The sequence below is a fragment of the Peptoniphilus indolicus ATCC 29427 genome (assembly GCF_000227315.1).
GTDB lineage: Bacteria > Bacillota > Clostridia > Tissierellales > Peptoniphilaceae > Peptoniphilus > Peptoniphilus indolicus.
This window is the reverse complement of sequence record NZ_JH165064.1, coordinates 81488-95979: the sequence shown is the minus strand read 5'-3', so window position 1 is coordinate 95979 and position 14492 is coordinate 81488. Positions and strand designations below refer to the sequence as shown.

15 protein-coding genes are annotated in these 14492 nt (G+C 30.3%); 13 read left to right on the top strand and 2 right to left on the bottom strand.

Annotated elements, in window-relative coordinates; translation table 11 throughout:
- The first annotated feature begins 36 nt into the window (after window positions 1-36).
- The 5 genes from rsmI to nadC all read left to right on the top strand — a co-directional run bounded on the left by rsmI (window position 37) and on the right by nadC (window position 6067).
- The gene (gene rsmI / locus HMPREF9129_RS08020) at window positions 37-846 is read left to right on the top strand and encodes a 16S rRNA (cytidine(1402)-2'-O)-methyltransferase (RefSeq protein WP_004822367.1); all 810 of its coding nucleotides are present in this window, start codon (window positions 37-39) and stop codon (window positions 844-846) included.
- A complete protein-coding gene (locus HMPREF9129_RS08015; RefSeq protein WP_040552869.1) occupies window positions 839-1771 on the top strand; it encodes a DNA double-strand break repair nuclease NurA in 933 nt (310 codons plus the stop codon). Before rsmI ends, HMPREF9129_RS08015 begins: the two co-directional genes overlap by 8 nt.
- Window positions 1768-3618 (top strand): ATP-binding protein, encoded by a 1851-nt coding sequence (locus tag HMPREF9129_RS08010; RefSeq protein ID WP_004822363.1) that lies wholly within the window; start codon window positions 1768-1770, stop codon window positions 3616-3618. Before HMPREF9129_RS08015 ends, HMPREF9129_RS08010 begins: the two co-directional genes overlap by 4 nt.
- A 68-nt stretch (window positions 3619-3686) precedes the next feature.
- The gene (locus HMPREF9129_RS08005; protein ID WP_004822361.1) at window positions 3687-5186 is read left to right on the top strand and encodes a Na+/H+ antiporter NhaC family protein; all 1500 of its coding nucleotides are present in this window, start codon (window positions 3687-3689) and stop codon (window positions 5184-5186) included.
- A gap of 29 nt (window positions 5187-5215) precedes the next feature.
- Window positions 5216-6067, top strand: coding sequence for a carboxylating nicotinate-nucleotide diphosphorylase (gene nadC / locus HMPREF9129_RS08000; RefSeq protein ID WP_004822359.1), 852 nt, complete (start codon window positions 5216-5218; stop codon window positions 6065-6067).
- Window positions 6068-6115: 48 nt separating this feature from the next.
- On the opposite strand, the gene HMPREF9129_RS07995 is transcribed toward nadC, so the two are convergent.
- Complete coding sequence (locus HMPREF9129_RS07995) at window positions 6116-6439, bottom strand: hypothetical protein (protein ID WP_004822358.1); 324 nt, start codon at window positions 6437-6439, stop codon at window positions 6116-6118.
- Between the two features lie 114 nt (window positions 6440-6553).
- On the opposite strand from HMPREF9129_RS07995, the gene HMPREF9129_RS07990 reads away from it, so the two are divergent.
- The 5 genes from HMPREF9129_RS07990 to HMPREF9129_RS07970 all read left to right on the top strand — a co-directional run bounded on the left by HMPREF9129_RS07990 (window position 6554) and on the right by HMPREF9129_RS07970 (window position 11018).
- Complete coding sequence (locus HMPREF9129_RS07990; protein ID WP_004822357.1) at window positions 6554-6823, top strand: ACT domain-containing protein; 270 nt, start codon at window positions 6554-6556, stop codon at window positions 6821-6823.
- Window positions 6824-6830: 7 nt separating this feature from the next.
- Window positions 6831-8186 (top strand): PFL family protein, encoded by a 1356-nt coding sequence (locus HMPREF9129_RS07985; protein ID WP_004822355.1) that lies wholly within the window; start codon window positions 6831-6833, stop codon window positions 8184-8186.
- A 244-nt stretch (window positions 8187-8430) separates the two neighbouring features.
- Window positions 8431-9123 (top strand): hypothetical protein, encoded by a 693-nt coding sequence (locus HMPREF9129_RS07980; RefSeq protein WP_004822352.1) that lies wholly within the window; start codon window positions 8431-8433, stop codon window positions 9121-9123.
- Window positions 9120-9425 (top strand): hypothetical protein, encoded by a 306-nt coding sequence (locus tag HMPREF9129_RS07975; RefSeq protein WP_040552865.1) that lies wholly within the window; start codon window positions 9120-9122, stop codon window positions 9423-9425. Before HMPREF9129_RS07980 ends, HMPREF9129_RS07975 begins: the two co-directional genes overlap by 4 nt.
- Window positions 9426-9824: 399 nt before the next feature.
- Window positions 9825-11018, top strand: coding sequence for an MFS transporter (locus HMPREF9129_RS07970; protein ID WP_004822348.1), 1194 nt, complete (start codon window positions 9825-9827; stop codon window positions 11016-11018).
- Between the two features lie 72 nt (window positions 11019-11090).
- Here the strand turns inward: HMPREF9129_RS07970 and HMPREF9129_RS07965 are convergent, their stop codons facing one another.
- Entirely contained in the window at window positions 11091-12407 is a 1317-nt protein-coding gene (locus tag HMPREF9129_RS07965; protein WP_004822347.1) for a TraB/GumN family protein, read from the bottom strand.
- A 293-nt stretch (window positions 12408-12700) separates the two neighbouring features.
- Here HMPREF9129_RS07965 and HMPREF9129_RS07960 point away from each other — a divergent pair, with 293 nt between their 5' ends.
- The 3 genes from HMPREF9129_RS07960 (at window position 12701) to HMPREF9129_RS07950 (ending at window position 14345) form a co-directional block, all read left to right on the top strand.
- Window positions 12701-13642: a D-2-hydroxyacid dehydrogenase gene (locus HMPREF9129_RS07960; RefSeq protein ID WP_004822345.1), complete on the top strand. Its 942-nt coding sequence runs from the start codon at window positions 12701-12703 to the stop codon at window positions 13640-13642.
- 170 nt (window positions 13643-13812) lie between these two features.
- Complete coding sequence (locus HMPREF9129_RS07955) at window positions 13813-14070, top strand: hypothetical protein (protein ID WP_004822343.1); 258 nt, start codon at window positions 13813-13815, stop codon at window positions 14068-14070.
- Window positions 14071-14111: 41 nt separating this feature from the next.
- The gene (locus HMPREF9129_RS07950; protein WP_040552862.1) at window positions 14112-14345 is read left to right on the top strand and encodes a hypothetical protein; all 234 of its coding nucleotides are present in this window, start codon (window positions 14112-14114) and stop codon (window positions 14343-14345) included.
- Window positions 14346-14492: the final 147 nt, after the last annotated feature.

Genomic DNA, 14492 nt, shown 5'->3' with positions numbered 1-14492 from the left:
AAGAATTTAAAAAATATATAGGAATGAGAGGATAGGATGATTTATTTTTGCCCAACTCCGATAGGGAATTTATCGGATATAACAATGCGAACTTTAGAAGTTTTTGAAAAAGTAGATTTAATAGCTTGTGAAGATACAAGAGTTACAATGAAGTTGTTAAGTCATTTTAATATAAAAAAGCAATTAATTGCCTATCATAAGTTTAATGAAAGAGAAAAAGCCGAAGAACTAATAGAACTTTCAAAAGAAAAAGATATTGCTCTGGTTTCAGACGCAGGTATGCCGGGAATTTCAGACCCAGGCGCCGTTTTAGCTACTGAGTTGATAAAAAGTGGAGTTGAATTCAACGTTCTTCCGGGAGCAAATGCAGCGACAGTTGCTCTTATAAATTCAGGATTAAACACAGACCATTTTCTATTTTATGGGTTTTTAAATTCTAAATCATCTGCGAGGTTGAAGGAATTAGACACACTTAAGAGTTTTCCGTACACTATGATATTTTACGAAGCTCCTCACAGAATTTTAAAGGTCTTGGAAGATATGAAAACAGTATTTGGAGATAGAAATGTATCTGTTTCAAGAGAACTTACAAAGATGTATGAAACTACTTACAGAGGAAAGATTTCGGAAGTTATAGAAAGTATCCACGAAAAGGGAGAATTTGTAATAGTAGTTGAGGGTAATACAAAGGAAGAAGAATTTGATGTAAGAGCACTTTTAATCGAAAAAATTTCTAATGGAGTAAAACCATCTCAAGCAGTAAAAAAAGTTAGTGCAGAAACTGGAATAAATAAAAATGAAGTTTATAAGGTGAGCCTTGAATTAAAGGAGAATGGAGATGCCTAATATAGATGAAATGAAGGCTCAAGTCCAAGAACTAAATCGTCAATTAAAAGAAAAGTATAATGAATTTTTTTCTATGGACAATGAAGTTTTCAGAAGAGACATTCTTTCAAAAGTTGGACAGATAAAAAAGATGACAAAACTCGATACTAATTTTCTAAATGAATTGGGAGTGTTGGTTGGAGTTGACGGTTCAGTTATGAAAGTGGGTGGAGCAGATCCGCACTATGTTGAAATATATCAAGCTTTAGCCAAACCAACTAAGGGAGAGGATATATATTCCACTAAAATATGTACTCCTATTATGTATACTAGTGAAGATAAAGAGAGTTTAAAAAGAGAAGTATTTCTATCTGGAGTTGAGATGGAAGTTGCAATAAAAAGTGTTAAAGAGTTAAATCCGAGTATTATAATGATGGACGGAGGTCTTATAAGATATAAGATAAATGACTCCAAAAAATTTGAAGAACTCGTAGAAGTTTGCATTGAAAATGATGTAATTCTGATGGGAGTTATTAAGGACTTAAAGACAGATGTAATATCAAGGGCAATTGGAAAGAATGCTTACTATGACAGAGAACTTATCTATGGAAGGCTTAATAGAGGAGAACTTTTAATCATAAACGATGAATGCAACAAGAAGTTTGAAGAGGCAAATCTTGTCTCAGCTTTTTTAAGATGTAGTTTGGACTCTATGATTATAGGTTTGGATATTCTAAAAGAGTACAGAGACGAATTAGAAATGGCGGCAAACTTAGTCTATACACTAACACCTGAACATTCAAGGGGAGTTCCATTGTGGTTAGATATTGTGGATTCAGAAGTTAAAATAACAGATGCATTAGTTAGGACATTATTAGAAGAGTACATGGATAGAGGTATATATAGAAGATTTTTTGTATCTGAAAGAGATGGGAGAACTTTATGATAGAAACTGAAAAAATGACCGTTGTTGGGCTTACATCTTCTAGAGAAGTTTATGCAGCAAATAGAAAGAGAAATTTCAGAATAAATGAATTTTTAATAGTAGAAGATGAACAAGGACAACTTATTTCAGAAGTTGTTGAAGCAAATACTTTTAACAGATATATTCCAATGTCAAAAGGCGGAGATTTTGTCGACCAATCAGTGATAAGTTCTCTACAAGCAATAGGGTGGAATGTAAATGAAGAAACCATTTATATTGCAAAACTAAGACTTTTAAGAGAAGCTCAGTTTCCTGTAATGTCGGGAAGTAAGATAAGAGTTCCTGAATTTGATGAAGTAAAAAATCTTTTGATATCATCTGAACCTGAAACAGGACTTGTACTTGGTGCCATAAGAAACACTGATAGTTTAACTTTAAATATGGACGATAATTACAAAAATCTTTTTACAACTTTTGAAAATGGAATTAGAATTCCGCAAAAAGATGTGCCATATATTTTAGATTATAAGAGCATGCACGAATATCCACACATTGGAGTTTTTGGTGGCTCCGGGTCAGGAAAGAGTTTTGGTATAAGAGTTTTACTTGAAGAAATTATGAAAAATGGAATACCAACTATTGTAATGGACCCTCATTTTGAAATGAGTTTTGCAAATTCAAAGTCTGATGTAGATTATGAAGATAAATATAATTGCAGACAAATAGGCATAGACATCGGTATAAAATTTGAAGATTTGAGTACTGGAGATTTAAAAAATCTATTAGATACTTCAGGAAGTATATCTGATGCCATGAGAAATACCATAGATATTATGTTTAAACGCGGTGAAAATTATTACACTTTTTCTAATCGTCTGAATGAATTGTTGGTTGCTTTTGAATATGGAAGCAATGATAAGATAAATAGAAAGATAGAAGAAGTTGATGCTATGGGAGATAGTGTTGAAAGTGAAAAATTTAGAAACGTAAGAGCAACTTATGAAAAATACGGTAATTCAACTAATCAAGCAACTGTAAGGGGTATATTGTGGAGACTTCAAAGGCTTAAAAATGAAGGTGTTCTCGATAAAGATATAACACCTATTGTAGACGGTATAATGTCCGGAAAAGTTGAAGTAATACAAGGCTCAACAAGAATGATTCAAGTGTTTGCGACCTACCTTGTAAATAAACTATACAATATGAGAAGAGACTATAGAGAATGGAAATATGCAGGTCATGCACATGATTTTTTCCCACCTTTTATAGTCATAACTGATGAAGCACATAATTTTGCACCAAAAGGAGTGGACTCTCCAACAAAACATATATTGAGAGAAATAGCCCAAGAAGGTCGTAAGTATGGAGTGTTTTTAGTATTGGCTACTCAAAGACCGACTCTATTAGATGACACTATAACAGCTCAGTTAAATACAAAATTGATATTTAGAACTGTAAGAGCTTCTGATATTGATACAATACGAGAAGAAACGGATATCTCAACAGAAGAGGCAAAGAGATTACCATATTTGCAAACTGGGGATGTGTTTATATCTTCTTCAAAATTAGGAAGAACTTCTTATGTGAGAATAAGATATGCAGATACGGAATCTCCGCATAAAGAAAATCCTTTTGATGAATTGCAAACTCTTCGTGCAAAAGAACACGAAGAATTTTATGAAAAGATAAAAGAAGTTTTACCAATAGCAACTTCTGTAGCTTCGATAGAAGTTTTAAGACATTTAAAAAATAAAGGAACAGATTTGACAGTTGACCAATTGAAATTAAAATTAGATGAACTTGTGAGAAGTGGATATTTAAAAGTTGAAAGCAGTTTTTTAGGAGAACAATACATGGCTAATAAGTAGTGCTTATTATTGTAAAATACTAAGTTCTACGATATAATAAAATTTAAAATTAAGAAAAAGGTGATTAAATGGAATTTGGGATTTTATCTGTAGTTCCACCTATAGTTGCAATATTTTTGGCACTTATAACAAAAGAAGTGATCACATCTCTCTTACTTGGAATAGTAGCGGGTGGATTGATTCTAACAGGTGGAGATATAGTACTTGCATTTGAAAAAGTTTTTACTTTAATGGGAACAAAAGTTGGAGATAATGCACTTATGGTAATATTTCTTGCTCTTTTGGGTTCATTGGTAATGGTAATGAACATGGCTGGTGGTTCATTTGCTTATGGGAAATGGGCAAGCAAAAAGATAAGCAACAAAAAAAGTGCAAAACTTGCAACGGCAATTTTAGGTATTTTAATATTTATTGACGATTATTTTAACTGTCTTACAGTTGGAGCTGTAATGAAACCTATCATAGATGAGAACAATGTTTCAAGGGCAAAGCTTGCTAACATTATAGATTCAACAGCAGCGCCAATTTGTATTTTAGCACCAGTATCAAGCTGGGCAGCTTCAGTAGTTGCTATAATTGGTGATACTGGAGTAAAAAATCCAATGAATGTATTTTTAAGTACAATACCTTTGAATTTGTATGCATTACTTACAATTTTAACTGTAGTTTATTTCTCTTTCTCAAAATATGAAATAGGCTCAATGGAATCATATGAAAGAGATGATACATCAAGAATTGTTACAAAAGAAGAAGTAGGATACACTCATTCAGATAAGGGAAGAGTAATAGATTTAATTCTGCCCATAGTTGTGCTTATAAGTGTTACAATTCTAATGATGATGAGAACAGGCGGTTTCTTTGATGGTTCTGCAACAGCTGCAGAAGCTTTCGGAAATGCCAATGTAAATCTATCATTAGTAATAGGTTCTGTTCTAGCTATAGTATGTGCGTTCTTAATGTACATACCAAGAAAATTAGTTAGCTTTAGAATGTTTATGGACGGAATAGTAGATGGTATGAAGTCAATGATTGCGGCTATAGTAATACTTACACTTGCTTGGACAATAGGTGGAATAACAAGTACAGACTATCTAAATACAGGTGGATATATATCAGGTTTAATACAAAGTTCTAATATGCCTATGTGGATTTTACCAACTATAATATTCATAGTGGCAAGTTTCCTTGCATTCTCAACAGGTACGGCATGGGGAACATTTGGTATATTAATTCCTATATTAGTTCCAATACTTGTTCAATCAAACCATATGCACTATCTTAGCATAGTACTTGCAGCTATATTTTCAGGTTCAGTATTTGGAGACCACTGTTCACCAATTTCTGATACAACAATTTTATCTTCAGCAGGAGCGGGCTGTGACCATATAGTTCACGTATCAAGTCAGATGACTTATGCTATAATCTGTGCAATCGCATCAATCACAGGATTCTTCGTAGCTGGAATAATGCAAAGTCAAATGGTTGCGCTTCCTGTAGCATTAGTTAGTTTATTTGTTTTAATAGCTATTATGAAGAGAAGAACTATAGCAAAACTTGGAGTTAAGTAAATTTAAAAGACTAGGAATAGAGGATAAAAATGCAAAAACTTGAAAATTTTCAAATAGATGACTATTTAAAAATGGCACTAAAAGAAGATGTAACTCATGAAGATGTGACTACAAATGCTATATATACATCTAAAAAGAGAGCGTCAGTTGAACTTTTATCTAAAGATGAAGGAGTTATAGCTGGAATAGATGTTTTCAAAAGAGTATTCCAGCTTATTGATTCTGATGTTGAATTTGAAATCTATAAAGAAGATGGAGCTGAAGTCAAAAAGGGAGACTTAATAGCCAAGGTATTTGGAGATGTTAGAACTCTTTTAACAGGAGAGAGAACAGCGCTTAATTATATGCAACGAATGAGTGGTGTTGCAACTTATGCAAACAAGCTAGTTAAAGCATTAAACGACCCAAAAACTCAAATTGTAGATACTAGAAAAACTACTCCAAATATGAGGATTTTTGAAAAGTATGCGGCAAAAGTTGGTGGAGCTAAAAACCACAGATACAATCTTTCAGATGCAATACTTTTAAAAGATAATCATATAGCGGCTGCCGGTTCAGTTTTTGAAGCTGTAAATATGGCAAGAAATTATGCTTCTTTTGTTACAAAGATAGAAGTTGAAGTTGAAAATTTAGAGATGGTTTCTGAAGCTGTAGACGCAGGAGCGGATATTATAATGCTTGATAATATGGATGTAGAAACCATAAAGAAAGCAATAGAAATAATAAATGGAACAGCATATATAGAACTTTCGGGAAATGTTAGTCTTGAAAATGTAGATAAATATAGAGGTTTGGGAGCTGACTTTATATCAAGCGGCTCAATAACACACTCTGCAAAAATTTTAGATTTATCTATGAAAAATTTAAAAATAGAAGAATAAAATTTTAAAAGAGCCTTGTCAAAAAAGGCTCTTTTTGTATGCTATAAACTATAATCTTATGTAGGCAAAACCACTTTCTTGTAATTTTACAAGTTTAGTTATTATCAAGTCATCAACTTGAACACCAGAAGGTAAGAAGTTTGAGTCAAGGTTGTTATTTTCAAGCCCAAATTTTGAAATAGTGATGTTAACTTTTGGGTTACGTAATAAATCATCAAAGTCGATACCACTGTATTTACCAAAAAGGCTAGCTGCATCACTACCAACGATAACTTCAACTTCGGCTTCAGGATCACTTGAAATTAAATCTCTAATATTTTGTACATTAGTTTGCCATTTGTTTAATTCTAAAATATGAAAAATAACTTTCATAAGTACCTCCTAATTATTAATTACTTACCAATTTTAGGTGTTTTTTAAACATATAAGTGATAAAATTTTATTGTATGATATAATATAAAAAATAATATATTTAGGAGAAGAAGATTGAAAGCGATACTTACAATTATAGGAAAAGACTTTACAGGAATAGTTTATAGAACTTCAGAACTATTAGTTAAATATAACATCAATATCTTGGATATAAACCAAACAATAATGGATGATAAATTTACGGCAATGATGATGGTTGATTTGACTAATGCAAACACGACTTTTACAGAAGTGGTAGAAGGTTTTGATAAATTAGGAGAAGAAATCGGAGTTTACATAAAAATTCAAAACGAAGATATTTTTAACAAAATGCATAGAATTTAGGTGACACATGGATAAAAGAAATATATTAGAAACTATAAAAATGCTTGAAGATGAGCATTTAGATATAAGAACTGTTACAATGGGAATCTCTCTTTTAGATTGTATAGACTCAGATTCAAAAAAGGCAACTCAAAGAATTTATGAAAAGATGATGAGAGAAACTGAAAATTTTTTGAATACTACAAGTGCGATTGAAAAGATGTATGGAGTTCCAATAATAAATAATAGAATTTCTGTAACACCTATAGCTCTTATAGCAGCAGCATCGGAATTAAAGGACTATACGCCTTATGCAAAAGTGCTTGATAAAGTTGCTAAGGAAGTAGGAGTAGATTTCATTGGTGGATTTTCAGCAATGGTACAAAAGGGAATGGGCCCTGGAGATTTGAACCTTATAAATTCAATTCCAAGAGCATTGGCAGAAACAACTTATGTTTGCTCAAGTGTAAATGTTGCATCTACAAAAGCAGGCATGAATTTAGATGCTATAGGGTTACTTGGGTATAAGATAAAAGAACTTGCTGAGTTGACTAAAGAAGCAGATTCTATTGGATGTGCTAAATTTGTTGCATTTGCAAATGCTGTTGAAGACAATCCTTTTATGGCAGGAGCTTTCCACGGAATAACAGAATCAGATACAGTTATTAACGTTGGAGTTTCGGGCCCCGGAGTAGTCAAAGTTGCAATAGATAAATTAAAAGGTGCACCTATTGATGAAGTATATGAAACGATTAAAAAGACTGCATTTAAAATAACAAGAATGGGGGAGCTTGTAGGTAGAGAAGTTTCACAAAGGCTGAATAAAAACTTTGGAATAATAGATTTATCACTTGCTCCTACACCGGCAGTAGGAGATTCTGTAGGAAGAATTCTTGAAGAGATTGGTATTGAAACTGTTGGAGGACATGGAACTACAGCAGCTCTTGCAATGTTAAATGATGCAGTTAAAAAAGGTGGAATAATGGCATCATCAAGTGTTGGAGGGTTATCCGGAGCATTCATACCTGTATCTGAAGATGAAGGTATGATAAAAGCAGCAGAATCAGGGCATTTAACTTTTGATAAATTAGAAGCCATGACAGCGGTGTGCTCAGTAGGTCTTGATATGATAGCAATACCTGGAGATACTGAAGCTGAAACAATTTCTGCAATGATAGCAGACGAAGCGGCAATTGGCGTAATAAATGGCAAGACTACAGCAGTTAGAGTTATACCAGTTGTAGGAAAAGGTGTTGGAGAATTTGCTGAGTTTGGTGGATTGTTAGGATATGCACCGATAATGGATATAGGAAATAATTCCGCAAAAGACTTTATAAATAGAGGAGGAAGAATTCCTGCTCCAGTTCACAGTTTTAAAAATTAAATATATTTTATAAGTACAGCATGAGATAAGTTTTCATGCTGTTTTTAATTTGAATTTAATAAGAAGACATCAATTAAATTATGATTTTCTAGTATGAATAATTGTTAACTATTAAAAATTTAACTTTATAAAAGGTTAATAAATATTTCAAATGTAATATAAAGGGTAGTATAATGAAAAAGGGGTGGTTTCGATGTTTTTTAAAGTAGGGTAGAAACAATTATTTATTAAAGGAGCGAATAAAATGAAATCGAAAACCATACAATCAAAGAGTGTTAAAGCTATATTTTTAGCGTTTATTATCATTATATCAAGTATTTCTACTGTAAATGCTATAGGACAATTAAATGGAGTAAGTAATGGCTATATAGTACAAATAATTGAGGAAAGAGATGGTTATATAAAAGCTAGTTACCTTGATACCATAACAGGAAAAGTTGATATAGTAGAGCAGTATTTAAATGGAGATGATAGCTTTATTAAAATACATAGTGATGACAACTTGACTACTGTAGAGAGGAAAAACAATCAATTAGTAATAAAAGAAAATTACATAACCATAGTGGATGAAGAACTTGTACTGCAAAATCATGAGACAGATAATAATATAAGTTTTTATTCATGGGGTAATTGGAATTCGTGGTATTGCACAAGAACTAGCGCTAATTATTATAAAGCAGAAGCTGCATTGGTTGCCTCTATAACAGCTAGTGTTTTGGGAGTTCCGATTGTTGCAAGCATAGTTACATCAGTTGTAGGGTTTGTAGTGTCAGCAGGACCTGGTGATGTATATTATGAAATTTGTAATAGACAGTGTCAAGATAGGCAAAGGGGAATTTATGAGTGGCAAAGAGAAATAACTGCATATCGAGTATCTAATTATACAGGGCTAATAGATAAATATAATTATAGTTGGACAGGAGGGGCTAGTAATTGAAAAGATTTTTTACAATTATTTCAAATTTAACTGTCTATTATCTGATTATGTCAAAAATTATACAAGGGCATAATATAGTTTGCTCATTAATAGCTTTATTAGTATGGCAAGTTTTAAATTATATTTTGATAAAAAAGAAAATTTTTATAAAACCTAGTAATTATAAGTGGAAAAAATACATTCAAGTAAGTTTAGGCTTTTCTATTTTACTTACCTATCAATTAAATTCAATGTATGGAAGCTTGGGTAATGAAATTGGGATGTTGATAATGTTAATATTAATAGGAATATTGTTGATGTAATGTAATTTTTAATTGTAGTTATAAAAAGATTTAAATTTGAGTATAAGAATTAAATATTAATAATAAAATTTAAGAACTGATTCCAATAAATAATTTAGAGGAACAGAGAAAAATATTTTCTAAGATGAGTTTTAGCTTAAAAACACTTTGTTAAAGTTATTTAGGGAATTTCAATTTTATAAAATTAAATAACATAATAAAAGGGTAGTACGAGAAGCTTGTAAATTTTTAAGGACTATATTAAGAAATGTCCTAAGAATATAGCTACAGTTATTGTAATTTATCTTTCTGTACTTATATTAATTAACGTGAAGTATTTATTTGCACTTTTATTATGATAGATTTTAAATTATTTAATATTTTCAAGTAAAATTAAAATAGCTTTGGAGAGTTAATAATATGAAAAGTAAAACACATATAAAATTTTATATAATAAGTTTTTTGCAATTTTTAATGGAGGAAATAGTAGGTACCTCTTTGATAATATTTTTATTGTACAAGGATTTATCTTTAAAAGAAGTAAATTTTTTATTAGCATTTGGATTTTTTATTGTGTGGATAGGGGAGATACCTACAGGTTTAGTGGCAGATAAATATGGCAGGAAAGCTTCTATAATTATAGGCTTAATATTGCATTTGATATATTTATATACATTTATAGAGAAACAAGGGTATTATATTCTATTATTTGCTTCAATATTTTCAGGATTATATACTTGTTTTATTTCAGGAAGTTTAGAAGCATGGGTTGTGGAAAATACAGATAGACAAATAGAAGAAATTTTTTCAAACAACAATATTATTAGAAATGTAGCAGGAATTGTAGCAGGAATATTAGGTGCAATATTGGCATCTAAAAATTTAGTATATCCATGGATATTTAGTTTTGTAATTAGTATAGTATTATTAATTTTTATGATATTTTTTGTATCAGATAATTTTAGATATATGAGTGGGGATAAAAAACAAACAATTAAATCAATATCTATGGATTCTTTAAGTATAGTAAAAAACAACAGAGAAATTTTTATGATTTTTATTGTAGCATTATTTATAGCACTTTCAAACTCAGCAGCTAATGTATTTCAACAACCAAGATTTTTGGGAACTAGCAACTATCCAATTTGGATAATGGGAATACTAAAAGTATTGTTTTCTGTAGCAATGATATTAGGAATCTATATAGCTAAAATTATTAGTAAAAATAGAGAAGATTATTATGGTGTTTCTATAACATGTTTTATTTTATTCTGCTTTTTAATGCTATCTTCATTGTCAAATAAATTCTATTTTATATTACCAATGTTTATATTATATGAAATTGGAAGAGGAATGTATCCAGTTACATCTCAAATATTTATAAATAAGAGAATACCTAATGAATATAGAGCTACACTGTTGTCGTTATTATCATCATTTTTCCAATTTGGAATGTGTATGGGTTTAATAATTACGGGAATAATTTCAAAAAGTTATATTAATTTAGAGTCTAATCAGATGCCGATACAAATTTCTTGGGCAATATGTTCGATATTTGCATTAATAGCATTTTGTGTAATAAAGATAGCAAAAGTTAAAAAGGCTAGCCACTAAAAATTATGGCTAGCCTTTGTGATTATTTAATTTTATTTTATTTATAGTATTAAATAAAATTTTGTATAATAATTATTTTCCAGTTAAATTTTCTACCTTATATCCTTTTTCCTCAAGGTAGTTGATGACAGATTTTTCAGAAGTGTAGTGTCCGCTTCCAACAACTACAAAATATGTTTTTTTATCTTTTGATTTTAACATTTCATCAATTTTATCTGCCATTTTAGGGTCTCTGTCTACAACTAAATGTTTTGTAAATTCATCACCGGTATTGAACATTTTAGAAAATCCTTTTTCATTTCCTTCAGTCCAAAACTTTTGCATAGATTTAGTTTGTTCAACTAATTTTTTAGCATTATCTTTTTCTATTTGAGGAATTAATTCTTCAATTAATTTAACATATTTTTGATCTCCAAATTTATCTAGCATGTCAAGTTGGAAAGCTATAGATTCTATTTCTCCAATTTTTTTGTTATCTAATTTTGAATTTATTAAAAAGTATTGGTCAATTCCCTTTGCACTAGCTAGAGGCATTTCAGTTACCATAGGGATGGATGATAGATTTGTGTAGGCTGCAGATACTTTTAAATTCTTATAATTTTCTTCTGGAATTTTATATTTGTCCATAATGGCTTTAAAGCGAGAGTATAACTCAGGAGAAAGTTTTTGGTTTAAAGGAGTCTTGCTAATCAAAGAAGACTGTGCTGCCAAAACTTTTTCGGCATTAGTTATATCAGCTTCTACAAATAATTCACTAGAAGAATTATAAGCGTCTATTATATCTGAATCTATAGGATACATTGTTGAATCTCCAACGTGGATTGAACCAAGCATATAAACAGTGTTTCCATTTGCTTCAGCTTTATAGAAAACACCTTTTGCACCCATATTTTGGTCATTTACAACATCTGTAATAGCACGAGTATATAGTGCTATGGCTTGTTCAAGAGTGGCTGGTTGATTTAAACCAAGTTCAACTCCATCGCCTTCGATTAATTTATTTTTTTTAAAATATTCAACGGCATTTTTTTCTGAATCGTCAGAATATTTACCAACTATGTTATAGATGTTGATTATTACATCTTCTTTTGTGAAGTCATTTTTTGAATTTTCAGATTTAAATTTAGTATTTTTCTTTAGTTTATATTGTTCAAGTTTTTGTTGGGTTGCAGTATTTAAAGCATCCAAGTCTTGTTTATTTAATTTAACAGTGAAGTCTTTTCCTTGTTGTTCAAGAGATATTGGAACTATTCCTTGCATTTGAGCGTTGTTAACTATTTTAATAGCCCAAGGGCTTATAGTAGGTTGTTGCACTTGAGCTGCGAAAGCATTAGTTGAAAGGGTTAGTGTAAGTCCAAGTGTAACGGTTAATTTTTTTATTATTTTCATTTTTACCTCCAAAGTAAGTAATTATTTTATTATTATACCCAATTGTTGAACTTATTAAAAATTATGAGTTGTATAAGTGGCAATAATAAATTTAAATTAAATATTTCATATTAAGTAAAAATTATAACATATATTTCAAAACTGTCTTTATATAAAAATTAATGATAGGAAAAATGAATGAAAGATAGCTTGTGAAATTGTTTTCGAAAGATAGGTAAAAGAGTTGAATTAAAAAAAGGTATGTTACAATAAAATTGAATGATCGTACATAGTAATAAAAAGGAGAGAGAAAAATGAAAGCATTAATGGTTGACTATATGTCAGAAGTAATTGATGAAGGTTTAAGGGATTTAGGTATAGAATTAGATAAGGAAATGCTTCCTACAAGCGAAAAACTTGCAAGTATTATCGCTCCTTATGATATTCTTATCATGAGAGTTGACCCATTTATAAACAAAGAAGTTTTAGATGCTGCAACAAATCTTAAGGCTATTTTTGTAGGATCAACAGGAACTAACCACATTGATAAAGAATATGCTAAGGAAAAAAATATTCCGGTTTATAACTCACCGGGATTAAATGCAAACGCAGTAGCAGAACTTGTAATTGCAAAAGTCCTTGATCTTTATAGAAATACAGTTCAAGCTCAAAATGAAGTTAAGGGTGGAATCTGGAATAAATATAGATGGATTGGTCGTGAAATGAGAAACAAAACTATGGGGATTATAGGATTTGGCGCAATTGGTAGACGTGTTGCTGAATTTGCTAATGTTTTCCATATGGATGTTATCGCTTATGATCCATTCTTAAAACCGGAAGACATCAAACAAGAATATGTAAAACTTACTACATTAGATGAAGTTATTGAAAATTCAGACGTAGTTACTTTACACGTGCCACTAACTCCAGATACAAAAGATATGTTCAATGAAGAATCTATGGCAAGAATGAAAGATGGAGCTATAATAATCAATGCTGCACGTGGTGGAATCGTAAATGAAGAAGCTCTTTACAAATATATCAAGAATGGTAAATTAGGCGGAGCTAACTTAGATACTATTTCTAACGAATTAGGAAGTGGCGGACTTGACACTATGGACGTTCCAGTTGAATCTCCACTATTCGAACTTGATAGAGTATATGTAACTCCACATATCGGTGGTTCTACAATTGACGCACAAGATGATATTGGAGCTGTTGTAATAAACAACTTAAAAACTCACTTCAATTTATAATTAAAATTCAAGTAATAATTAAAAATTTGAGCTGGCTTAGCCGGCTCTTTTTATTACTATAAATAGTGTAAGAAAGAATTAATTTCTATATTTGAACTATTTTTTGCGTAAGAAGCTTTTATTGAATAAAAAATTGGTTTCTATGGTAAAATTTATATAGAGGTGAATTTATGGAAGAATACGGAAGTGGACTCTATATTTTTATAATCATAATTGCGATATATGGGTTTGTATTTATATACGGACAAATTATGAAGAATAATTATTTAAAAGGACTTAAAGAAGTTACATACAATAGATTTGGCAAAGAAGAAATAGACGTTAAAATTTCAGAAGAGATTTTATCTCAAACGTATCAAGAAAATCCATTAAATGTAGATGATATAACTTTTAAAGATTTAGAATTATATAAACTTTACAAAAAATAAATCATACCGATTCAATTATGGGGGCTCAATCCTTATACAATATGCTTAGAAAACAAAACTATTCTAAAACATATCAAGAAGATTTTAAGAGAAAGATAATAGAATTTGAAGAAAAATCTGATTTAACCAAAGAGATTAAATTTGAATTTGCTAAAGTTGGATATTTTAAAAAATCAATTGTAGATTTATTAAAGTATGGTGTAGATTATGAAAAGTTTAAAAATTTAAAAATTCCTACTCGAATTCTGAGATTTGGATTTATTTTTTTATATTAGTTGCAATTATTGATAAATTTCTTGCTTTTTGTATTTTATTTTTTTACTGCTCGCTAATTTTTATATTTATAGGGAATTAAATAAGGCAACAGCTGGAATTATATTAGATATAGGGAATTTATCTTCCATATTTGGACTTGGTTTAAA

Bases quoted from the DNA above. Each gene is read 5' to 3' on its own strand.
- rsmI (WP_004822367.1), top strand. From the start codon at position 37: ATGATTTATTTTTGCCCAACTCCGATAGGGAATTTATCGGATATAACA.
- HMPREF9129_RS08015 (WP_040552869.1), top strand. From the start codon at position 839: ATGCCTAATATAGATGAAATGAAGGCTCAAGTCCAAGAACTAAATCGT.
- HMPREF9129_RS08010 (WP_004822363.1), top strand. From the start codon at position 1,768: ATGATAGAAACTGAAAAAATGACCGTTGTTGGGCTTACATCTTCTAGA.
- HMPREF9129_RS08005 (WP_004822361.1), top strand. From the start codon at position 3,687: ATGGAATTTGGGATTTTATCTGTAGTTCCACCTATAGTTGCAATATTT.
- nadC (WP_004822359.1), top strand. From the start codon at position 5,216: ATGCAAAAACTTGAAAATTTTCAAATAGATGACTATTTAAAAATGGCA.
- HMPREF9129_RS07995 (WP_004822358.1), bottom strand. From the start codon at position 6,439: ATGAAAGTTATTTTTCATATTTTAGAATTAAACAAATGGCAAACTAAT.
- HMPREF9129_RS07985 (WP_004822355.1), top strand. From the start codon at position 6,831: ATGGATAAAAGAAATATATTAGAAACTATAAAAATGCTTGAAGATGAG.
- HMPREF9129_RS07980 (WP_004822352.1), top strand. From the start codon at position 8,431: ATGAAATCGAAAACCATACAATCAAAGAGTGTTAAAGCTATATTTTTA.
- HMPREF9129_RS07970 (WP_004822348.1), top strand. From the start codon at position 9,825: ATGAAAAGTAAAACACATATAAAATTTTATATAATAAGTTTTTTGCAA.
- HMPREF9129_RS07965 (WP_004822347.1), bottom strand. From the start codon at position 12,407: ATGAAAATAATAAAAAAATTAACCGTTACACTTGGACTTACACTAACC.
- HMPREF9129_RS07960 (WP_004822345.1), top strand. From the start codon at position 12,701: ATGAAAGCATTAATGGTTGACTATATGTCAGAAGTAATTGATGAAGGT.
- HMPREF9129_RS07955 (WP_004822343.1), top strand. From the start codon at position 13,813: ATGGAAGAATACGGAAGTGGACTCTATATTTTTATAATCATAATTGCG.
- HMPREF9129_RS07950 (WP_040552862.1), top strand. From the start codon at position 14,112: ATGCTTAGAAAACAAAACTATTCTAAAACATATCAAGAAGATTTTAAG.